Origin of the sequence: Aurantimonas sp. HBX-1 (genome assembly GCF_021391535.1) — a bacterium.
Classification (GTDB): Bacteria; Pseudomonadota; Alphaproteobacteria; order Rhizobiales; family Rhizobiaceae; genus Aurantimonas.
On the sequence record NZ_CP090066.1, the window covers coordinates 1,785,929 to 1,804,870 of the forward strand.

Consider the following 18,942-nt stretch of genomic DNA (forward strand, 5'->3'; position numbering starts at 1 on the left):
GTGCGCGCCCCGCGTCAACACAGCAGGCAGACGATCCACCGCAGACGGCGCCGTTAAGGTTAACGAACGGTTTCGATTGCGGCCGAAGCGCCCCGGGAAGACAGTGCGCGTTAACGGATCGCTAACCATGACGGAAGGAGGGTCCCATGCAGCGCATGTCGACCACCCTGGCACTCAGCGCCTGGGCCGGGTTCAGCGCCGTCAGCGCCCTCGGGCTGCTGGGCGAGGCCGGGCTCCTTGGTCACGGGGCGCCCGGCGGCCTTGCGACCTCCCTGTCGTTGCCGGCTCCCCTGGGCCTTGCCGCTGCCGATGCCGCGGCGTTCGGGGCGATCCTTGCCGCTCTCGCCGTCGGACTGGGAGCCGCCGTCGCGGGGCTGCAGGCGGCGCCGTCGCAGGTGGTCCTTACCGCGGAGCGGGCCGCCGCCAGCCTGCTGACGGCATTCTTCGGTCTCTACGCCGCCGCCTCGCTCACCGGCTCGCCGCTTGCCGGCCTGTTCGGGCCCGGGCCCGGCTTCCTGTTTGCTCTGGCACTCAGCTTCGGTGCGCTGCTCTTCGATCATCTGGTCGCCCCTGACGACGCGGGGGACCGGGAATTCGAAGCCGCCATGCGCGCGATCGAGGCCGCCCGGCGCGATGCATTGGCGCGGCGCGAGCACCGTCCCTCCGGCGAAAGCGACCAAGGCTGATGCGCACGCTCCTCGTTCTCTGGCTGGCGCCGCTCGCGATCTTCTGGAGCTGGTATTTCCTCTCGCTGAACGACGTCAGCGACCTGGTCTTCTCGCGGGCGCTGCATGACCATGTCTTCGCCGTGTATGGCGAAATGCTCGGCATCGATCCCGCGACGATCCCGCCGATGATCGCCAAGGCGCTGGTCTTCGACAGCCTCGTCCTCGGCGCAATCATCGCCTTTCGCCGCCGCCGCCGGATCGCGGAATGGTGGCGCCAGCGCCGCCCGGCAGAGCCCGTCGCCTAGGCGCGGAACTGCGTCAGACGGTCCAGCGCCCCCTGCAGGATGAAGGCTGCAGCGGCCGAGTCGATGCGGGTCGCCCGCTTGGCGCGCGATACGTCCGCCTCCAGCAGGCCGCGCTCCGCCGCAACGGTGGACAGCCGCTCGTCCCAGAAGATCAGCGGTCGCTCGTCGAGCCGGACGTAATTGCGCACGAAGGCGCGGGTCGACTGGGCGCGCGGACCTTCCGATCCATCCATGTTCAGCGGCAGGCCGATCACGATGCCGGCGACCCGGTCGGCGGCAAGGGCGGCGGCAAGCGCCGCGACGTCGGCGGTGAACTTCGTGCGCGCGATGACCTTGCGAGGCGTCGCGAAGCGCTGGCCGAGGTCGGAGATCGCCAGCCCGATCGTCTTGGTGCCGAGGTCGAATCCCGCGATCGTCCGGCCGGTCGGCACGGTGGCGGCGAATTCCTCGAGCGTCAGGACCGGCATGGACGCACTGTCTCCGTGTGGGCGGTGGCGAAGACGCCGGAAGCTGCCCGTCCGGCTTGACGCCGGGCGGCTGTCGCGCACTTAGCACGCGCAGCGGCGGCTCGGACAGGGCGGCCGCCCGCCTCGTCCAGCCGCAGGGAGTACCCCATGAAGATCACCTATTTCGGCCATTCCGCCTTCCGGATCGAAGCCGGGACCGCGGTCATCCTGATCGACCCGTTCCTGACCGGCAATCCGCACTTCAAGGGCTCTGTCGAGGAAGCGGCCCGCGGGGTCACCCACATCGTCCTCAGCCACGGCCACGCCGATCATGTCGGCGACACGCTCGACATCGCGCGGCGGCACGGCTGCAAGGTGGTGGCGACCTTCGAACTGGCGAGCTGGCTGAATGCCAAGGGCGCCGAGGCCGTGGAGCCGATGAACACCGGCGGCACCGTCAGCTTCGACGACTTCACCGTGACCCTCACGCAGGCCTTCCATTCCTCCGGCAATATCGAGGAGGATGGCAGCGTCACCTATCTCGGCATGCCGAACGGCCTGGTCTTCCACTTCAACGACGCGCCGACCGTCTATCATATGGGCGATACCGACATCTTCTCCGACATGGCGCTGATCGAGGAACTGCACGCCCCGAAGATCGCCATGGTGCCGGTCGGCGACCGCTTCACCATGGGCGCGGCCGTCGCGGCGCTCGCCTGCCGCCGCTACTTCAACTTCGATTCGATCATCCCGATTCACTGGGGAACGTTCCCGCCGCTCGATGCCAGTCCCGACAAGTTCGTCGAGGCGATGGAGGGCGACGCCGGCAAGGTGCGCAACCCGGCGATCGGCGTCCCCTTCGAGGTCTGACGACCGGCTCTGCCGGCTGCGGAGCGCGTGTCCGCGGCCGGCGTTGCCTCGCCCCGGCCGCGTCGCTATAGCTCGCGCGATATCATCCGACAGTTCGCAAGGACCGCCATGTCCGTCGATACAGCCACCGTCCGCCGGGTCGCCCGCCTGGCCCGCATTGCCGTCACCGATGAAGATGTGACGGCCATGGAGGGCGAGCTCAACGCCATCCTCGGCTTCGTCGAGCAGCTCGGCGAGGTCGATGTCGAGGGCGTCGAGCCGATGACCTCGGTGATCCCGATGGCGATGAAGAAGCGCCAGGACGTGGTGACCGACGGCAGCAAGGCCGACGACATCGTGGCCAATGCGCCGGTGAGCGAGGATCACTTCTTCGTCGTGCCGAAGGTGGTGGAGTAGCGCCGCATGGCCGTCACCATCGCCGTCGAGACGCCCCTGCAGGATGCTGTCCGGGCGCTGGTCGCCGATCTCAACGCCCATCTGGGGCCTCTGTCGCCGCCGGAATTCCAGTTCCAGATGACGGCGGAACAGATGGCGGGGGATGACACCACGGTCTTAGTCGCCCGGGACGAATCCAGCGGCGTGGTGGGCATGGGCGCGCTGCGGCGCCACGATGCGGTGCTCGGCGAGGTGAAGCGGATGTTCTCCGTCCCCGCCTCGCGGGGAACCGGTGTCGGCTGGCGCCTGCTGCAGGCGATCGAGGCGGAGGCCCGCCGGCAGGAACTCGAACGGCTGGTCCTCGAGACCGGCGGCACGGCCGGCTTCGAGCCGGCCTGGGCGCTCTATGAGCGGGCCGGCTTCATCCGCCGCGGCGCCTTCCTCGACTATCCCGATTCCGAATACAGTCGCTTTTACGAGAAGATGCTGCCCCGATGACCGAACTGACATCCCTGACCATCGCCGAAGCGCGCGACGAGCTGAAGGCGAAGGCGTTCTCGGCCACCGAGCTGACCCAGGCCTATGTCGCGGCGATCGAGGCCGCGAATGGCGCCCTGAACGCCTATGTCATGCCGACGCCGGACAAGGCGCTGGCCATGGCGGCGCAGTCGGATGCGCGCATCGCGAAGGGGGAAGCCGGGGCGCTCGAAGGCATCCCGCTTGGCGTCAAGGATCTCTACGCCACGCAAGGCGTCCATACCCAGGCCTGCAGCAGGATCCTCGACGGATTCGAGCCGCGCTACGAATCCACCGTCACCGCCAATCTCTGGGCGGACGGCGCGGTGATGCTCGGCAAGCTGAACATGGACGAGTTCGCGATGGGCTCGTCCAACGAGAGCTCCTGCTACGGCCCGGTGAAGAACCCGTGGCGGCGCAAGGGCTCGAATGTCGATCTCGTGCCGGGCGGCTCTTCCGGCGGCTCGGCGGCGGCGGTTGCCGCGCATCTGGCGGCCGGCGCCACGGCGACCGATACTGGCGGGTCGATCCGCCAGCCGGCGGCGCTGACCGGCACGGTCGGCATCAAGCCGACCTACGGGCGCTGCTCGCGCTGGGGCATCGTCGCCTTCGCCTCCTCGCTCGACCAGGCCGGCCCGATCGCCCGCGACGTCCGCGACGCGGCGATCATGCTGCGCTCGATGGCCTCAGTCGACCCGAAGGACACGACCTCCGTCGACAGGCCGGTGCCGGACTACGAGGCCGCCGTCGGCCGCTCGGTGAAGGGGCTGCGGATCGGCGTGCCGAAGGAGTACCGGGTCGACGGCATGCCCGGCGAGATCGAGGCGCTCTGGCAGCAGGGCATCGCCTGGCTGAAGGACGCCGGCGCCGAAATCGTCGACGTCTCGCTGCCGCATACGAAATACGCGCTGCCGGCCTACTACATCGTCGCCCCCGCCGAAGCCTCGTCCAACCTCGCGCGCTACGACGGCGTGCGCTACGGCCTGCGGGTGCCCGGCAGGGACCTGACGGAGATGTACGAGAAGACCCGGGCCGAGGGTTTCGGCCGCGAGGTCAAGCGCCGGATCATGATCGGCACCTACGTGCTCTCGGCCGGCTATTACGACGCCTATTACCTGCGCGCCCAGAAGGTCCGGACGCTGATCAAGCGCGACTTCGAGACGGTCTATGCCGACGGCATCGACGCGCTGCTGACGCCGGCGACGCCATCGGCGGCCTTCGGCATCGCCGATCAGGACATGGCTTCGGATCCGGTGAAGATGTACCTCAACGACATCTTCACCGTCACGGTGAACATGGCCGGCCTGCCCGGCATCGCCGTACCGGCCGGGTTGACCGAGCAGGGGCTGCCGCTCGGCCTGCAGCTAATCGGCCGGCCCTTCGACGAGGAAACGCTGTTCTCGCTCGGCTCGGTGATCGAGCAGGCGGCCGGAAGGTTCGAGCCGGCGAAATGGTGGTAGGCCGATGAGCCCGCTGCGCGAGGCGCTGGACTATCTGGCCGCCGGCGACTGGCTGGGCGCACACGCCGTGGTCCAGGACGATCCGTCGGCCGAGGCCGCCTGGATCCACGCGCATCTGCACCGGGTGGAGGGCGACCCCGACAATGCCGCCTACTGGTATCGCCGGGCGGGCCGACCGGCGGCGACGGGCAGCCTCGATGACGAGCGCGCGGAGATCATCGCGGCGCTGCGGGCTGACTGACTCAGTCGCGCGGGTCGTTGGTGGCCAGCGGAACACCGAAATAGATTTCATCGAACGGAAGCTCGCAGTTCAGTGCCGCCACCCATGGCGCACCGGCGTTAGAGATCGTCGCAAGCGCGGGCCATTTGCCGTCATCGCCACGGTCCCATTGCCAGACGCGGGGAGTTTCCTGATCCACGACGAGATAGGTCCGGAGCGCCGCCAGGCCCTGATATTCGACGCGTTTCGGTCCGAAATCCTCGGGCGCCGTCGACTCGGACAGGACTTCGACGATGAGGACGGCATTGTCGGTCGAGCGGTCGCCCGGCGATCTTCCTGCCGGTTCGACCAGAATGTCAGCGTAACGGATCGATCGGGGGCCCGTCTGGATCGCGAAGTCGCCCTGGTGGACGATGAAGGCCGAACGGTCGATCTTCGTTTGAAGAATGTGGGCTATGTTGCCAGCGATCTGCGAATGCGACCGTTTCACGAATGGCTGCATCTGCGGCGCCCCGTCCACGAGCTCGTACCGTCTCGGCTGGCTTTCCAGCCAATCAAAGAAGGCGGCGATCGTCAGACCTGTGGGCAGATCTGACGGCGGCCGCGTCTCTGCGAGGGCGCTCATGAACCGCTCCTTGAAGAAAGCCCCGAAAACCTAGCACAGAGGCAATGGGATCGCAGCAGCGCGTGGACCATGGCTCGTCGAATGGTGGTCGTGATCGCGGATCGTCCCTGGGCGTGCCGTCATCATGCGACGTTCCGGTAGACGTCGGCCAGGCGAACCGATGCCCCAAGGTACGGCAGCGACAGGACGGCGTCGGCACCTTCGATAATCAGCGGATCATGCGGCCAAAGCCGTTTCTCGTCGCGCTGCCAGATCCAGGCCCGCGGTTCATCCTGGGCAAGCACCACATAGATCTCAAGGTCGGGCAGGCTCATGTACTCGTGGCGCTTTTCGCCGAAATCCACATGCATGGTGGACTCCGACAGGACCTCGACGAGCAGCTTGGCATCGGGCACCGATCGTATGTGACCGTCCTTGCCGGCTGGCAGGACCATCAGGTCGGCATAACGCAGCGTCCTCGGTCCGACCTCTACCGCGAAATCGCCGGCGGCCAGTTCGAAGCGTCGCGGGTCAAGCTGTGGCCCGATCGCCAGGGTCAGGTTGGCCACGATGCGATTGTGGTTCAGCTTGACGTATGGCTGCATCTTCGGCGTTCCCTCGACCAGCTCGTACCGTCCCGCCTGGCGAGGAGCCCACGCGAGGAAGGCCGCGACGTTCAGGCCGGTCGGCAGGTCCGCGGGAGGCGTTGTCTCTGCGAGGGCGCTCATCAGCCGCTCCTTGAAGAAGTCCCCTGGAAGCTAGCATATAGGGATAGCTGTCGCAGCCAGCCGCGCGGCAGGGCCCGCGCCGGCCGCCGCGCTTGAACCCCCGCTGCCTTTCCTCTAGCGAACTACCACGCCCACCAGCAGGTTTCCGGACACGCCATGACCCTCGTCGACACCCGCACGCCCGACCCCAAGAACTTCGTCGCCGGGGCGACCGGTGACTGGGAGATCATCGTCGGCATGGAAGTGCACGCGCAGGTCCTGTCGGAGTCGAAGCTGTTCTCCGGCGCCTCGACCAGCTTCGGCGGCGCGCCCAATGACCATGTCAGCCTCGTCGATGCCGCGATGCCGGGCATGCTGCCGGTGATCAACGAGGAATGCGTGCGCCAGGCGATCCGCACCGGGCTCGGCCTGAAGGCCGAGATCCGGCACCGCTCGCTGTTCGACCGCAAGAACTATTTCTATCCGGACCTGCCGCAGGGCTACCAGATCTCGCAGTACAAGGATCCGATCGTCGGCGAAGGCATCGTCTCCGTTGCGGTCGGGCCCGACTCCAAGGGCGAGTTCGAGACGATCGAGGTCGGCATCGAGCGGCTGCATCTCGAGCAGGACGCCGGCAAGTCGCTGCACGACCAGCACGCGACGATGTCCTTCGTCGACCTCAACCGTTCCGGCGTCGCGCTGATGGAGATCGTCTCCAAGCCCGACATGCGCTCGGCCGACGAGGCGAAGGCCTTCCTCACCAAGCTGCGGACCATCCTGCGCTATCTCGGCACCTGCGACGGCAACATGGACGAGGGTTCGATGCGCGCCGACGTCAACGTGTCGGTGCGCCGTCCCGGCGGCGCCTTCGGCACGCGGTGCGAGATCAAGAACGTCAATTCGATCCGCTTCGTCGGCCAGTCGATCGAATCGGAGGCGCGGCGACAGATCGCGATCCTCGAGGACGGCGGCACGATCGATCAGGAGACGCGCCTGTTCGACCCGGTGAAGGGCGAGACACGGGCGATGCGCAGCAAGGAAGACGCGCACGACTACCGCTACTTCCCCGATCCCGACCTTCTGCCGCTGGAGTTCGACCAGGCCTATATCGACGCGCTGCTGAAGGAGCTGCCGGAGCTGCCGGATGCGAAGCGCAACCGGCTGATTGCCGATGCCGGCCTGTCGGCCTACGACGCCTCGATCCTCGTCTCCGAAAAGGCGATCGCCGACTATTTCGAGAAGGTCGCCGAGGGGCGAGATGCCAAGCAGGCCGCAAACTGGGTGATCAACGATCTGCTCGGCGCGCTGAACAAGGCGGGCAAGTCGATCGAGGCGAGCCCGGTCTCGGCCGAGCAGCTGGGAACGATCCTCGACCTGATCCGCGAGGGGGTGATCTCCGGCAAGATCGCCAAGGAGCTGTTCGAGATCGTCTGGGCCGAGGGCGGCGACCCGCGAGCGGTCGTCGAGGCGCGCGGCATGCGCCAGGTCACCGATACCGGGGCGATCGAGGCCGCGGTCGATGAAGTGATCGCCGCCAACCCTGACAAGGTCGAGCAGGCCAAGGCGAAGCCGTCGCTGGCCGGCTGGTTCGTCGGCCAGGTGATGAAGGCGACCGGGGGCAAGGCAAGCCCCGGCGCGGTTAACGCTCTGGTCAAGGCGAAGCTCGGCGTCGAATGACCTTTTACGTCCGTACCGCCGGCCTGCGCGACCTGGAAGCGGTCAGCGCGCTGCTCGGGGAGACCTGGCACGCCACCTATGACGGCATCTACGGCGCCGAGCGGGTGACGGAGATCACCAGCGCGTGGCATTCGGTGGCGGCGCTGAAGTCTCGCCTCGGCAAGCTGAACGCCGAGTTCGTCGTCGGCGACGACGGCGCGCGGATCGGCGGCATGGCGTTCGCCGCGGCAGCCGGCCCCGACGGCAAGACGGTCGTGCTGCACCAGCTCTATGTCCACCCGGATTGCCAGGGCGACGGTCTCGGCAGCGCGCTGCTCGCCGAGATCATCGAGTCGTTTCCGCAGGCGGAACGGCTGCGGCTGGAGGTGGAGGAGGCCAACGAGCCGGCCATCGCCTTCTACCGCGCCAAAGGCTTCGCCAAGACCGGCTCGACGGCAAATTGCGGCGCCGCCGATTCGGGGATCCCGGCGGCGATCTACGAGAAGCGGCTCGGCTGAGCGGCGGCCGCCGGCAATGGACATTTCATGGACGGGGCAGCATAAGGTCCCGGCATCGAGACGGATTGGGACCGCGATGAAAGACTGGCTGCTGCAGATCTTCACCTGGTGGAACGGTCAGACGATCGGCACGAGGTTCTACACCTGGCGGTTCGGCCGGAACGTCGGCACCGACGAGTTCGGCAACGTCTATCACGAGAATGCCGACGGCTCGAAACGCTGGGTGATCTACAACGGCCCCGCCGAGCCCTCGATGATCCCGCCCGGCTGGAACGGCTGGATGCACCACCGCGTCGACACGCCGCCGACCGTCGAGGACTACCGGCCGCACGCCTGGGAGAAGCCGCATTTGCCGAACTTCACCGGCACCGGCAAGGCGTATCGCCCGAAGGGCTCGCTGCTCAACCCGGCCGATCGGCCGCGCGTCACCGGCGACTACGACGCCTGGACGCCCTGAGAGCATCACGCACGACATCCGGGCAAAGGTCTCGCCGCAACACCGCGCCGTGTCGCCGCCGGTTGGGGTGGTCGTGAGTCGCCGGCTCCCGCAGTATCGGGCGCCGTCCGTCCCGGTCTCCGCCGCAATTGCATGGCAGTTGCTCGGGCCTGCCGCATTGCCGACTGAAGGTCATCCGATGAAGCGCCTCGTTTCGACGTCGATATTCGCCGCGCTGCTCGCCTTGCCGTGCGCCCCGGCCGGCGCGCAGCAGCGTGTCGAAAATCCGGTGGCGGTGTTTTCCGGGCTCGACAAGATCACCGGGCGGATCACCAGCTTCGACGTCTATATCGACGAGACGGTGCAGTTCGGCTCGCTGCAGGTCACGCCGAAGGTCTGCTACACCAGCGCCGAAGGCGAGGCGGCCCGCACGGACGCGTTCATCGAGGTCGACGAGATCACCCTCGATCGCGAGATCCGGCAGATCTTCTCGGGCTGGATGTTTGCCGATTCCCCCGGGCTCAATGCCGTCGAGCACCCGGTCTACGACGTCTGGCTGAAGGACTGTAAGACCGATTCGGCCGTCCCGGCGCCCGACGGGTGAAACGTCGCCTCGGCGGCGACAGCCTCCTCGAGCAATAGCTGATAGTCGTCGCGGGGGATCTCGACCGCACCGAAACTCGCCAGATGGTCGGTAAGGAACTGCGTGTCGAGCAGCTGGTAGCCGCCCCGCTTCAGCCTGTCGCAGAGATAGGCGAGGGCGATCTTCGACGCGTCGGTGCGCCGCGAGAACATGCTTTCCCCGAAGAACGCCGCGCCCAGCGATACCCCGTACAGGCCGCCGACCAGATGGTCGCCCTCCCAGGCTTCGACGGAATGCGCGAAGCCCTCCCGGAACAGCGCGATGTAGAGCGAGCGGATCTGGCTGTTGATCCAGGTCTGCGTCCGTCCCGGCGCGGGCTCGGCGCAGGCATCGACGACGGCGGTGAAGGCCGTGTCGACGCGGATCTCGAAGGGCTGCCGGCGGATCGTCTTGCGCAGGCTGCGCGACAAATGGAACCGGTCGAGCGGCAGGATGCCCCGCTCGGTCGGGTCGATCCAGAAGATGCGCGGATCCTCGGCGCTCTCGGCCATCGGGAAGATGCCGCAGGCATAGGCTTTCAGAAGGATGGCCGGCGTGATCTCGAACCGCTGACCGCCCCGCCGAACCATGATTACCCGGCCCCGCCTGCGGCGAGGTAGTTCTCCAGCCAGTGGATGTCGTAGTCGCCGGCGCCGATGTCGGGATTGTCGACCAGATCGCGGAACAGCGGCAGCGTCGTCTTGACGCCGTCGACGACGATCTCGTCCAGCGCCCGGCGCAGGCGCATCATGCATTCCGCCCGGTTGCGGCCGTGGACGATCAGCTTGCCGATCAGGCTGTCGTAGAAGGGCGGGATCGCATAGCCCTGATAGACGCCCGAATCGACGCGAACGCCCAGCCCGCCGGGCGTGTGGTAGTGGGTGATGGTGCCGGGCGACGGCGCGAAGGTCTTCGGGTCCTCGGCATTGATGCGGCACTCGATCGCGTGGCCCGAGAAGACGATCTCCGACTGGGTGATCGACAGGCCCTGGCCGGCGGCGACGCGGATCTGCTCGTGGACGAGGTCGAGGCCGGTGATCGCCTCGGTGACCGGGTGCTCGACCTGCAGGCGGGTGTTCATCTCGATGAAGAAGAACTCGCCGTTCTCGTAGAGGAACTCGATGGTGCCGGCACCGCGATAGCCGAGCTTGGCGATCGCATCGGCGCAGATCCCGCCGATCGAGGCGCGCTGCTCTTCGGTCAGGGCCGGCGAATTGGCTTCTTCCCAGACCTTCTGGTGGCGGCGTTGCAGCGAGCAGTCGCGCTCGCCGAGATGGATGGCGTTGCCCTTGCCGTCGCCGAAGACCTGCACCTCGATATGGCGCGGCTTCTCGAGATATTTCTCGATGTAGACCGCGTCGTCGCCGAAGGCGGCGCCCGCTTCGGTGCGGGCGGTGGACAGCGCCACCGACAGGTCCTCGCGCGAGCGCGCCACCTTCATGCCGCGGCCGCCGCCGCCGGCGGATGCCTTGACGAGCACCGGGAAGCCGATCTCGTCGGCGATGCGCAGCGCTTCGTCGTCGTCGGTCACGGCGCCGGGCGAGCCGGGCACGACCGGAATGCCGAGCCGCATCGCGGTGCGCTTGGCCTCGATCTTGTCGCCCATGATCCGGATGTGCTCGGCGGTCGGGCCGATGAATGTGATGTTGTGGGCGTCGAGGATGTCGGCGAAACGGGCGTTCTCCGACAGGAAGCCGTAGCCGGGATGCACCGCATCGGCGCCCGAGATCTCGCAGGCCGCGACGATCGAGGGAATGTTGAGATAGCTGTCGCGCGACGGCGGCGGGCCGATGCAGACGCTCTCGTCGGCAAGACGCACGTGCATGGCGGTGTTGTCGGCGGTGGAGTGCACCGCCACGGTGGGGATGCCGAGTTCCTTGCAGGCCCTCAGGACCCGCAGCGCGATCTCGCCGCGGTTGGCGATCAGGACCTTCTTGAACATGCCCGGTCCCTCAAGCGATCACGACGAGCGCTTCGCCGTATTCCACGGGTTGGGCATTCTCGACGCAGATGCGGGTGATCCGGCCGGCACGCGGCGCCGGGATCTGGTTCATGGTCTTCATGGCCTCGATGATCAGCAGCGTCTCGCCCTCGGCGACCTGCTGTCCGACCTCGATGAAGTTCTTGGCCCCCGGCGCGGAGGCGAGATAGACGGTGCCGACCATCGGAGAAGGCACGGAACCGGCCTCCGGCCCGCTGGGGGCCGCTGGCGCCGGAAGCGGCGCGGGAGCGGGCGCCGACTGCATCTGCTGCGGGGCCTGCACATACTGCATCGGCTGTGGATAGTCCTTCTGGCGCGACACGCGCACCCGGACCGAACCGCGCTCGATCTCGATCTCCGTCAGGTCCGTGTCGTTCAGGATGGTCGCCAGCTCGCGCACCAGCGCCGGGTCGAGATTGTGATCTTCTCTGGACATCTGTTTCCTTCGGCCGTTGGGCCCCGATGCTCTAGGTGAGGCGCGCCTTGAGGGCAGTGATGGCGAGCTCGTAGCCAAGCGGCCCGAACCCGACGATCATGCCCAGCGCGATCGGCGCGATGAGACTCTTGTGGCGGATCTCTTCGCGCGCGTGAATGTTGGAGATGTGCACCTCCACGATCGGCTTGTCGAAATAGCGGAGCGCGTCGTGGATGGCGAGGGAGGTGTGCGTGTAGGCGCCGGCATTGATGATGATCGCCGCCGCCTCGTCGCGTGCCTCATGGATCCAGTCGACCAGCTCGCCCTCGTGGTTCGATTGCCGGAAGACGATCGCAAGCCCCGCGGCGGTGCCGACCTGGTGGCAGCGGTGCTCGACGTCGGCAAGGGTGGTCGAGCCGTAGATCGCGGGTTCGCGCCGGCCGAGCGTGTTGAGGTTCGGTCCGTTGAGGATGTAGATCGTCGAGGTCATCGACCCTCGTTCTGTTTCGGGGCGGCCGCGCGTGCCCGCCGCGCTTGCCTGTCCCTATAGAGCCATCGCGCCGCCGGGGAAAGCGCCGCCTGCGGGTTTGGCCGGTCCGGCCCGGCCATGTTCAGCAGGTGGTGCTTCCGCAGTCGCGGACATTGGCGACCCCGGCGGTAAGCGCCTCCGCGCCGACGGCCCCGCCGAGGATCCTGTCGGAGAGGACGTAGCTGGGCGTGCCGTTGATCCCGAGGCCCTCGGCCAACTGGTTCGATTCGGCAAGTGCCGCGGCGACGGCCGGGGAGGCCATCGCGGTGCGCACTTCGGCGGCGTCGAGGCCGAGATCTTCCGCCACCCGAATGGCGGCAGCCTCGTCCGCGACCCCTCGCGAGCCGAGCAGGGCGCGATGGAATTCCGCGTAGCGCTCCGGCGCCACTTCCCTGACCGCGAGGCTGACCCGTGACGCGGCGAGCGACTGCGGACCGAGGACCGGGATTTCCTTGAGTACGAAGCGGATGCCGGGATCGGCGGCGATCAGCGCGTCCATGTCCGCGAGGGCCTGTTTGCAGTAGCCGCAATTGTAGTCGAAGAACTCGACCAGCGTGACGTCACCCTCGGGATTGCCGAGCACGGTCCCCTCCGGCGAGGCGAAAAGCGCCGCGCTGTTCTGCTCGATGGCGGTCTTCTGAGATGCCACCTGCTCGGTCGCACGCTTGGCTTCCAGGGAATCCAGCGCTTCGAGCAGCACTTCGGGGTGGTCGATCAGGTACTGGCGGACGATCGTCTCGATTTCCTGCGTGGCCTCGGCGTCGAAGCGCGGCTGCGCTGTCTGCGCCGAGGCGCCCAGGGTGAGGGCGAGGCACGCGGTCGTCGCGAGAAGGGTCTGTCGGATCACGTTGGGGGTATTCCTTGTCACGACCGGGGCTTGGTCTGGAGGATGTCCTGGGCCTGCAGCCAGGACGGCGAGCCGGGCTTGAGCTTCTGCTGCGCGCGCGTGGCAAAGATCTGGGCCTGGCGGATATTGCCGCCGTGCCAGTAGCCTTCGGCGGTCGCCAGCTCGGCCTTGCCGACCTCGCCCAGGTGACCGTAGGCCATGGCGAGGAAGCGATAGGCCGGGGCGTTCGCGGGATCGGACTGAAGCCCGGCGCGGATCAGCTCGATGGCCTTCGGCATCTGCGACCGGTCGCCGCCGGAGACGATCGCCTGGCCGACCTCGGCCTTGAGAATGCCGGAGCCGGTGCCGTCGAGCTTGACCGCCTGCGCATAGGCGGCCGCTGCCTTCGAGGCCTGGCCCGCGGCCATCAGCGTCTCGCCCCGCATCTCGTGAAACCAGGGATTGTTCGGCCGCGCGGCGATCAGCGCGTCGATCTTCTGGAGGGCGGAGCTGGTCGAGCCGGCGAGTTGCGTGGCGATAGCGTCGCCGTAGAGCGCCGGCAGGCCGCGCGGATCGCGGGCGAAGAGCCGGCGCACGTCGCCCATGCCGCCGTTATAGGCGGCGATCTTCGCGCGGGCGAGATTGTGGCGTTCGACCAGGGCAGGCGGATCGGTGCGGCCGAAATGCTGGCTCTCCCGCGCCGCGGCCTCGAGCGCAACGATGCGCTCCCGCGGCATCGGGTGCGACGACAGGTAGTTGGACCGCGCCGTGGCAAACAGGTTGTTGCGGTCGAGGGTGGAGAAGGTCTCGAGCAGACCCTTCCCGGATTGGCCGGTGCGGTCGAGATAGGTGAGGGCGGTGCGGTCGGCGGCCGATTCCTCGCCGCGCTGGTAGCTGAGCAGGCTGCGCTGGGCGGCGGCGCTGCCGCCGCTGATCAGGCCGGCACCGGCCTGTGCCGCGCCCCCGGTGCCGGTGCTGGCGCCGGCGACCGCGATGCCGGCACCCAGCAGGCCGGCGACGATGGCGATCGTCTGCGAACGCTCAAGCTGCTCGCGCAGCCGCTGCTGGTGGCCGCCGGCGAGATGACCGATCTCGTGGGCGATGATGCCGATGAGCTGGTTGGGCGTCTCCGTCGCGGTGATCGCGCCGGTATTGATGAAGATCCGGCGGCCGGCGACGAAGGCGTTGAAGCCCGGCGAATTGACCAGCACGATCTGGATCCCGGACCGCGACAGGCCGGCCGCCTTCAGCAGCGGACGCGCATAGTCGGCAACCAGCGCCTCGATCTCGGCGTCGCGTACGATCGGCAGGCTTGTCTTCTCGCTGCGCGACTGCGCGGCCGCCGGCGCCAGGGCGACGGACAGGGCCGTGACGAGCACGGCGACATGCCGGCAGAGGCGGAGCAGGGGGCGTTTCATCCAAAGGACCTCGTTGGCCGTCTTTCGAACGACGTTTGCTGCTTGAGCATGCGGCGTCCCCCGACCTTTCGTCACGGCAATTCGGCGATTTTGAGGGGAACAGGGGGCGCCGTCGCCGCCGTCACCCTAGCTGAACGCGACCGATCGCGTCTATGAAGTCGGCCCTCGCCGCATTCGCCCACACCCAGCCGTACAGGAATATTTCCGTGACCCCAGTCCGCGAGTTCACCGCTTCCCGCCGCTCCGAGATCGATCCGTTCCGGGCGATGGACGTGCTCGCCGAGGCGAACCGCATGATCGCCCGGGGCGAGAAGGTGATCTCGCTTGCCGTCGGTCAGCCCGCCGCGCCGGCGCCGCAGGCGGCCCGGGACGCGGCGCGGCGCATGCTCGACCACGGGCGCGTCGCCTATACCGACGCGCTCGGCCGCCGCGACCTGCGGGAGCGCATCGCCCGGCATTATCACGATGCCTATGGCGAAAGCGTCGCGCCGGAGCGAATCATGGTCACCACCGGTTCGTCCGCCGGTTTCAACCTGGCCTTCCTCGCGGCCTTCGATCCGGGCGACCGGATCGCCATCGCGGCGCCGGGCTATCCGGCCTATCGCAACATCCTGAAGGCGCTGGGGCTGGTTCCCGTCGAGCAGGAAGTCGATGCGTCGACCGGCTATGTCTTCACCGCCGACCATCTGCGCCGCCTGCACGAGGCCGGGCCGATCGCCGGCGTCCTGGTCGCCAGCCCCGCCAACCCGACCGGCACGATGACGCCGCGCGACGAACTCCGCCGGCTGGTGGAATATGCCGACTGCGCCGGCATCCGGTTCATCTCCGACGAGATCTACCACGGCCTCACCTACGGCCAGGCGGAGGCGACGGCGCTCGCCTTCTCCGACAGCCCGCTGGTCGTCAACTCGTTCTCGAAATACTACTGCATGACCGGTTGGCGCATCGGCTGGCTGGTGCTGCCGCCGGGCCTGGTGCGCGCCGCCGAGCGGATCGGCCAGAGCCTCTACATCTCGGCGCCGGAAATGTCGCAGGTCGCCGCCGCCGCGGTGTTCGACTCGCGCCAGGAGCTGGACGCGGTCCGCGAGGGATACATCCGCAACCGCGATCTCCTGGCGGCGCGCCTGCCGGCGCTCGGCTTCCGCGACATCGCGCCGATCGACGGCGCCTTCTACGCCTATGCGGAGGTTCCGGCGGAAGCGACCGGCTCGACGGATTTCGCCCGCGACGTGCTGGAGCGCTGCCACGTGGCGATCACCCCCGGCACGGATTTCGTCCAGCGGCGCGGCGAGCGGTTCGTGCGGATTTCCTACGCCTGCGACCATGCAAGCCTCGGCGAGGCGCTGGACCGCATGCAGGCGATGCTGCGCGGCTGACAGGACGCCGGGCGGGGGCCACGGCGCTGCCGCCGATGGCGAAACGAAATGCCGGTGGCACAACAAAAAAGGGCGGCCCACGGGCCGCCCTTTTTCGTTTCGATTTCCGATGCGGTCAGAAGAAGCTGCGGCGGGCCCACCAGCCGGTGCGGCGCGGCTTTTCTTCTTCCTTGCCGGTCTCGACGGCGTTCCCGGATGTCACCACCGGGTCCCTCGGAGCCGGTGCCGGCTCCACGTCGACCGCCGGCTGGTCGTCGTTGGCGGCGCTGCTTGCGCTGCCATCGTCGGACGATGCCGCTTCGGCCGGAGCCTGCTGGCTCTCGGCCACGACTGCCGGCTCCGACGCGATCTCGGCCGGGGCTTCAGTCGCTTCCGGCTCGGGTTCCGCCCGGTAGGCTTCGTCAGCCGCGGCATGGACCGGCTGGGCCTCGACTTCCGCCGCGACGGGCGCCTCCGGGAAGAACTGATCGGCGTTGGCCCGATCTTCCGCCGCGTCGGCGACGAAGCCAGTCGCAGCGATCGGCGTCTCGGTGTCGCCCGACTCGCCGTTCTCCGGCGTGTCCTCGCGGTTACGGCGGCCACCACGGCGACCGCGCCGGCGCCGGCGGCGTCCCCGCTCGTCGTCATCGCTCGCGACCGCATGGTGCGGTTCGGACGGATCGGTCTCGCTGTCGTCGTCCTCGGCGAAGGAACCGTTACTGTCGTCCGAAGCGGTGGCCTCGGTCTCGCTCTTGTCGCCGTCCCGCCGGCGTCCCCGACGCCTGCGACGCCGTGGCCGGCCGCTTTCGGAACGGTCGGTGGCTTCCTCGGCCTGGCCTTCTGCTTCGACTTCGCTCTCGTCCGTCTCGGCGATGTCGACGGCAGCGGCGCGCGCGGCCTCTTCATCGGCGGCCTCTTCCGCGGCGTCGATGGCAGCCACCGCATCGGACCGGATCGCCTCCATCGGCAGCGGTGCGCGCGGGGCTTCCGCGCCATGGTCGATCTGGATTCCCTGGCGACCGGCGCTCTCGTCGGCCTCGATCAGGATGCGCAGGCCGTACAGCCGCTCCAGCTCCTCGATGCGCTTGCGCTTCTCGTTGAGCACGTAGAGCGCCGTCGCCGTCGGCACCTTGACGATGAGGTCGTGGCTCGAATGCTTCTGCAGGTGCTCCTCGATCGTGCGCAGCACGTGCAGCGCCAGCGAAGAGGCGGAACGGATGTGTCCCGTGCCCTCGCAGACCGGGCAGGTCTGCATGGTCGATTCCAGCACGCTGGCGCGGATGCGCTGGCGGCTCATTTCCATCAGGCCGAAATGCGAGATTCGGCCAACCTGAATGCGCGCGCGGTCGCTCTTCAGGCAGTCCTTCATCTTCTTCTCGACGGCGCGGTTGTTGCGCTTTTCCTCCATGTCGATGAAGTCGATGACGATCAGGCCGGCGAGATCGCGCAGCCGCAGCTGGCGCGCCACTTCCTCCGCCGCTTCTAGATTGGTCTGGTAGGCGGTGTCCTCGATCGAGTGCTCCTTGGTGGAGCGGCCCGAGTTGACGTCGATGGCGACCAGCGCCTCGGTCTGGTTGATGATGATGTAGCCGCCGGACTTCAGCGTCACATGCGGCTGCAGCATGCGGTCGAGCTGCCCCTCGATGCCCTGGCGCGCGAAGATCGGCGTCGGGTCGCGGTAGGGTTGCACCGCCTTTGCCTGGCTCGGCATCAGCATCCGCATGAAGTCCTTGGCTTCGCGGTAGCCGCCTTCGCCGGCAACGAGGATCTGGTCGATATCCTTGTTGTAGAGGTCGCGGATCGACCGCTTGATCAGGCTGCCTTCCTCGTAGACGAGGGCAGGGGCGATCGACGACAGCGTGACGTTGCGGACCGTCTCCCACAGCCGCATCAGATATTCGTAGTCGCGCTTGACCTCGGCCTTGGTGCGATTGGCGCCGGCGGTACGCAGGATGATGCCCATGCCGCGCGGCACCTCGAGCTCGCGCACCACGTCCTTGAGGCGCTTGCGGTCGACGGCGTTGGTGATCTTGCGGGAGATGCCGCCGCCGCGCGCGGTGTTCGGCATCAGCACCGAGTAGCGGCCGGCCAGCGACAGATAGGTGGTGAGGGCCGCGCCCTTGTTGCCGCGCTCTTCCTTGACGACCTGCACCAGCAGGATCTGGCGGCGCTTGATGACCTCCTGGATCTTGTACTGGCGGCGCGGGCGGACCTGGCGGACCGGGACCTCCTCCATCGCATCCTCGGAGCCGACCTCGTCGATCTCCTCTTCCTCGCCATTCTCGTCCGACTGCTCGTCGTCGCCGCCCGAACGGGCGCGGTTGCGGCGGCCACGGCCACGCCGGCGGTTGCGCTGCTCGCGCTCGCCGCCGCCATTGTCGCCTGACTCTGTATCGGCCTCGTTCGAACCGGACGCCTCGTCGTCACCCTCCTCGGCGTCGCGAGAGCGGGTCTCGTGGTTCTCGTCGTCCCGATGATCTTCGCCGGAGTGCCCGGTCTCGGAGGCGTTGCCGGCTTCCTCGACCTCTTCGGAAACGCTGTCGCCGTCATGGTCCTCGCGCTCGGCGGCGCGGTTGCGGGCAGGGCGCTTGTTCTGCTGGCTGCGCGCGACCTTGGCGTCTTCGGCGATCTCCTCTTCCTCGGCTCTGGCGAGGTCTTCCTCGATCAGCGCCTGACGGTCGGCCTTGGGGATCTGGTAGTAGTCGGGATGGATTTCGTTGAAGGCGAGGAAGCCGTGGCGGTTGCCGCCATACTCGACGAAAGCGGCCTGGAGCGAGGGTTCGACCCGCGTCACCTTGGCGAGGTAGATGTTTCCTTTGAGCTGCTTCTTGTGTTCCGACTCGAAGTCGAATTCCTCGATCCTGCTACCGCGAACGACGACGACGCGGGTCTCCTCCGGATGGGAGGCGTCGATCAGCATCTTGTTTGCCATGCAAATTCTCCCGGGCGCTCGCGCGGGATCGCGGGGTGGCAATGCGTGCCGGACCGTCGATCGCTGGGCGCGAGCCCGTATCG

General features: G+C 67.9%; 22 protein-coding genes. 12 read left to right on the top strand and 10 right to left on the bottom strand.

The window, feature by feature from the left end; genetic code table 11:
* Positions 1-146: 146 nt before the first annotated feature.
* Entirely contained in the window at positions 147-686 is a 540-nt protein-coding gene (locus LXB15_RS08455; RefSeq protein WP_233952402.1) for a hypothetical protein, read from the top strand.
* The gene (locus LXB15_RS08460) at positions 686-973 is read left to right on the top strand and encodes a DUF6105 family protein (RefSeq protein ID WP_233952405.1); all 288 of its coding nucleotides are present in this window, start codon (positions 686-688) and stop codon (positions 971-973) included. The genes LXB15_RS08455 and LXB15_RS08460 overlap by 1 nt, the downstream gene beginning before the upstream one ends.
* Here the strand turns inward: LXB15_RS08460 and ruvX are convergent.
* The gene (ruvX, locus tag LXB15_RS08465) at positions 970-1,440 is read right to left on the bottom strand and encodes a Holliday junction resolvase RuvX (protein ID WP_233952407.1); all 471 of its coding nucleotides are present in this window, start codon (positions 1,438-1,440) and stop codon (positions 970-972) included. The two genes, LXB15_RS08460 and ruvX, sit on opposite strands and share 4 nt — an antisense overlap.
* A 147-nt stretch (positions 1,441-1,587) precedes the next feature.
* Between ruvX and LXB15_RS08470 the strand changes: the two genes are divergently transcribed.
* From LXB15_RS08470 to LXB15_RS08490, 5 genes are all read left to right on the top strand, one after another.
* On the top strand, positions 1,588-2,289 hold the full coding sequence (locus LXB15_RS08470; RefSeq protein ID WP_233952410.1) for a metal-dependent hydrolase: 702 nt from the start codon (positions 1,588-1,590) through the stop codon (positions 2,287-2,289).
* Between the two features lie 108 nt (positions 2,290-2,397).
* Positions 2,398-2,685 carry an Asp-tRNA(Asn)/Glu-tRNA(Gln) amidotransferase subunit GatC gene (gene gatC, locus LXB15_RS08475; protein WP_233952412.1) on the top strand — a complete coding sequence of 96 codons (288 nt, stop codon included), beginning with the start codon at positions 2,398-2,400 and terminating at the stop codon, positions 2,683-2,685.
* A 6-nt stretch (positions 2,686-2,691) separates the two neighbouring features.
* Positions 2,692-3,162 (top strand): GNAT family N-acetyltransferase, encoded by a 471-nt coding sequence (locus LXB15_RS08480; RefSeq protein WP_233952414.1) that lies wholly within the window; start codon positions 2,692-2,694, stop codon positions 3,160-3,162.
* Complete coding sequence (gene gatA / locus LXB15_RS08485; RefSeq protein WP_233952416.1) at positions 3,159-4,640, top strand: Asp-tRNA(Asn)/Glu-tRNA(Gln) amidotransferase subunit GatA; 1,482 nt, start codon at positions 3,159-3,161, stop codon at positions 4,638-4,640. The genes LXB15_RS08480 and gatA overlap by 4 nt, the downstream gene beginning before the upstream one ends.
* A gap of 4 nt (positions 4,641-4,644) precedes the next feature.
* Entirely contained in the window at positions 4,645-4,881 is a 237-nt protein-coding gene (locus LXB15_RS08490) for a hypothetical protein (RefSeq protein ID WP_233952417.1), read from the top strand.
* 1 nt (position 4,882) lies between these two features.
* On the opposite strand, the gene LXB15_RS08495 is transcribed toward LXB15_RS08490, so the two are convergent.
* Positions 4,883-5,485 (bottom strand): Uma2 family endonuclease, encoded by a 603-nt coding sequence (locus LXB15_RS08495; RefSeq protein ID WP_233952418.1) that lies wholly within the window; start codon positions 5,483-5,485, stop codon positions 4,883-4,885.
* Positions 5,486-5,607: 122 nt separating this feature from the next.
* Positions 5,608-6,192 carry a Uma2 family endonuclease gene (locus LXB15_RS08500; RefSeq protein ID WP_233952419.1) on the bottom strand — a complete coding sequence of 195 codons (585 nt, stop codon included), beginning with the start codon at positions 6,190-6,192 and terminating at the stop codon, positions 5,608-5,610.
* Positions 6,193-6,348: 156 nt separating this feature from the next.
* Here LXB15_RS08500 and gatB point away from each other — a divergent pair, with 156 nt between their 5' ends.
* The 4 genes from gatB to LXB15_RS08520 all read left to right on the top strand — a co-directional run bounded on the left by gatB (position 6,349) and on the right by LXB15_RS08520 (position 9,385).
* Positions 6,349-7,848 carry an Asp-tRNA(Asn)/Glu-tRNA(Gln) amidotransferase subunit GatB gene (gatB, locus tag LXB15_RS08505; RefSeq protein WP_233952421.1) on the top strand — a complete coding sequence of 500 codons (1,500 nt, stop codon included), beginning with the start codon at positions 6,349-6,351 and terminating at the stop codon, positions 7,846-7,848.
* Positions 7,845-8,345, top strand: coding sequence for an N-acetyltransferase (locus LXB15_RS08510; RefSeq protein ID WP_233952423.1), 501 nt, complete (start codon positions 7,845-7,847; stop codon positions 8,343-8,345). The genes gatB and LXB15_RS08510 overlap by 4 nt, the downstream gene beginning before the upstream one ends.
* 76 nt (positions 8,346-8,421) lie before the next feature.
* Positions 8,422-8,802, top strand: coding sequence for an NADH:ubiquinone oxidoreductase subunit NDUFA12 (locus LXB15_RS08515; RefSeq protein WP_163045485.1), 381 nt, complete (start codon positions 8,422-8,424; stop codon positions 8,800-8,802).
* Positions 8,803-8,980: 178 nt separating this feature from the next.
* Positions 8,981-9,385: a DUF2155 domain-containing protein gene (locus LXB15_RS08520; protein ID WP_233952424.1), complete on the top strand. Its 405-nt coding sequence runs from the start codon at positions 8,981-8,983 to the stop codon at positions 9,383-9,385.
* Here the strand turns inward: LXB15_RS08520 and aat are convergent.
* The 6 genes from aat to LXB15_RS08550 form a co-directional block, all read right to left on the bottom strand.
* A complete protein-coding gene (gene aat / locus LXB15_RS08525) occupies positions 9,325-9,993 on the bottom strand; it encodes a leucyl/phenylalanyl-tRNA--protein transferase (protein ID WP_233952425.1) in 669 nt (222 codons plus the stop codon). The genes LXB15_RS08520 and aat overlap by 61 nt on opposite strands.
* Positions 9,994-9,995: 2 nt before the next feature.
* Complete coding sequence (gene accC, locus LXB15_RS08530) at positions 9,996-11,345, bottom strand: acetyl-CoA carboxylase biotin carboxylase subunit (protein ID WP_233952427.1); 1,350 nt, start codon at positions 11,343-11,345, stop codon at positions 9,996-9,998.
* Positions 11,346-11,355: 10 nt separating this feature from the next.
* Positions 11,356-11,820, bottom strand: a complete 465-nt coding sequence (accB, locus tag LXB15_RS08535; protein WP_233952429.1) for an acetyl-CoA carboxylase biotin carboxyl carrier protein — start codon at positions 11,818-11,820, stop codon at positions 11,356-11,358.
* Positions 11,821-11,851: 31 nt separating this feature from the next.
* On the bottom strand, positions 11,852-12,289 hold the full coding sequence (aroQ, locus tag LXB15_RS08540) for a type II 3-dehydroquinate dehydratase (RefSeq protein ID WP_233952430.1): 438 nt from the start codon (positions 12,287-12,289) through the stop codon (positions 11,852-11,854).
* A gap of 121 nt (positions 12,290-12,410) precedes the next feature.
* Positions 12,411-13,175: a DsbA family protein gene (locus LXB15_RS08545; RefSeq protein WP_233952431.1), complete on the bottom strand. Its 765-nt coding sequence runs from the start codon at positions 13,173-13,175 to the stop codon at positions 12,411-12,413.
* 17 nt (positions 13,176-13,192) lie between these two features.
* Positions 13,193-14,572: a M48 family metalloprotease gene (locus LXB15_RS08550; RefSeq protein WP_233952432.1), complete on the bottom strand. Its 1,380-nt coding sequence runs from the start codon at positions 14,570-14,572 to the stop codon at positions 13,193-13,195.
* Positions 14,573-14,838: 266 nt separating this feature from the next.
* Between LXB15_RS08550 and LXB15_RS08555 the strand changes: the two genes are divergently transcribed.
* The gene (locus LXB15_RS08555; RefSeq protein WP_233953095.1) at positions 14,839-15,948 is read left to right on the top strand and encodes a pyridoxal phosphate-dependent aminotransferase; all 1,110 of its coding nucleotides are present in this window, start codon (positions 14,839-14,841) and stop codon (positions 15,946-15,948) included.
* Positions 15,949-16,063: 115 nt separating this feature from the next.
* On the opposite strand, the gene LXB15_RS08560 is transcribed toward LXB15_RS08555, so the two are convergent.
* A complete protein-coding gene (locus LXB15_RS08560; RefSeq protein WP_233953096.1) occupies positions 16,064-18,859 on the bottom strand; it encodes a ribonuclease E/G in 2,796 nt (931 codons plus the stop codon).
* Positions 18,860-18,942: the final 83 nt, after the last annotated feature.

Coding starts and splice junctions, on each gene's coding strand:
- LXB15_RS08455 (WP_233952402.1), top strand. CDS start 147: ATGCAGCGCATGTCGACCACCCTGGCACTCAGCGCCTGGGCCGGGTTC.
- LXB15_RS08460 (WP_233952405.1), top strand. CDS start 686: ATGCGCACGCTCCTCGTTCTCTGGCTGGCGCCGCTCGCGATCTTCTGG.
- ruvX (WP_233952407.1), bottom strand. CDS start 1,440: ATGCCGGTCCTGACGCTCGAGGAATTCGCCGCCACCGTGCCGACCGGC.
- LXB15_RS08470 (WP_233952410.1), top strand. CDS start 1,588: ATGAAGATCACCTATTTCGGCCATTCCGCCTTCCGGATCGAAGCCGGG.
- gatC (WP_233952412.1), top strand. CDS start 2,398: ATGTCCGTCGATACAGCCACCGTCCGCCGGGTCGCCCGCCTGGCCCGC.
- LXB15_RS08480 (WP_233952414.1), top strand. CDS start 2,692: ATGGCCGTCACCATCGCCGTCGAGACGCCCCTGCAGGATGCTGTCCGG.
- gatA (WP_233952416.1), top strand. CDS start 3,159: ATGACCGAACTGACATCCCTGACCATCGCCGAAGCGCGCGACGAGCTG.
- LXB15_RS08490 (WP_233952417.1), top strand. CDS start 4,645: ATGAGCCCGCTGCGCGAGGCGCTGGACTATCTGGCCGCCGGCGACTGG.
- LXB15_RS08495 (WP_233952418.1), bottom strand. CDS start 5,485: ATGAGCGCCCTCGCAGAGACGCGGCCGCCGTCAGATCTGCCCACAGGT.
- LXB15_RS08500 (WP_233952419.1), bottom strand. CDS start 6,192: ATGAGCGCCCTCGCAGAGACAACGCCTCCCGCGGACCTGCCGACCGGC.
- gatB (WP_233952421.1), top strand. CDS start 6,349: ATGACCCTCGTCGACACCCGCACGCCCGACCCCAAGAACTTCGTCGCC.
- LXB15_RS08510 (WP_233952423.1), top strand. CDS start 7,845: ATGACCTTTTACGTCCGTACCGCCGGCCTGCGCGACCTGGAAGCGGTC.
- LXB15_RS08515 (WP_163045485.1), top strand. CDS start 8,422: ATGAAAGACTGGCTGCTGCAGATCTTCACCTGGTGGAACGGTCAGACG.
- LXB15_RS08520 (WP_233952424.1), top strand. CDS start 8,981: ATGAAGCGCCTCGTTTCGACGTCGATATTCGCCGCGCTGCTCGCCTTG.
- aat (WP_233952425.1), bottom strand. CDS start 9,993: ATGGTTCGGCGGGGCGGTCAGCGGTTCGAGATCACGCCGGCCATCCTT.
- accC (WP_233952427.1), bottom strand. CDS start 11,345: ATGTTCAAGAAGGTCCTGATCGCCAACCGCGGCGAGATCGCGCTGCGG.
- accB (WP_233952429.1), bottom strand. CDS start 11,820: ATGTCCAGAGAAGATCACAATCTCGACCCGGCGCTGGTGCGCGAGCTG.
- aroQ (WP_233952430.1), bottom strand. CDS start 12,289: ATGACCTCGACGATCTACATCCTCAACGGACCGAACCTCAACACGCTC.
- LXB15_RS08550 (WP_233952432.1), bottom strand. CDS start 14,572: ATGAAACGCCCCCTGCTCCGCCTCTGCCGGCATGTCGCCGTGCTCGTC.
- LXB15_RS08555 (WP_233953095.1), top strand. CDS start 14,839: ATGGACGTGCTCGCCGAGGCGAACCGCATGATCGCCCGGGGCGAGAAG.
- LXB15_RS08560 (WP_233953096.1), bottom strand. CDS start 18,859: ATGGCAAACAAGATGCTGATCGACGCCTCCCATCCGGAGGAGACCCGC.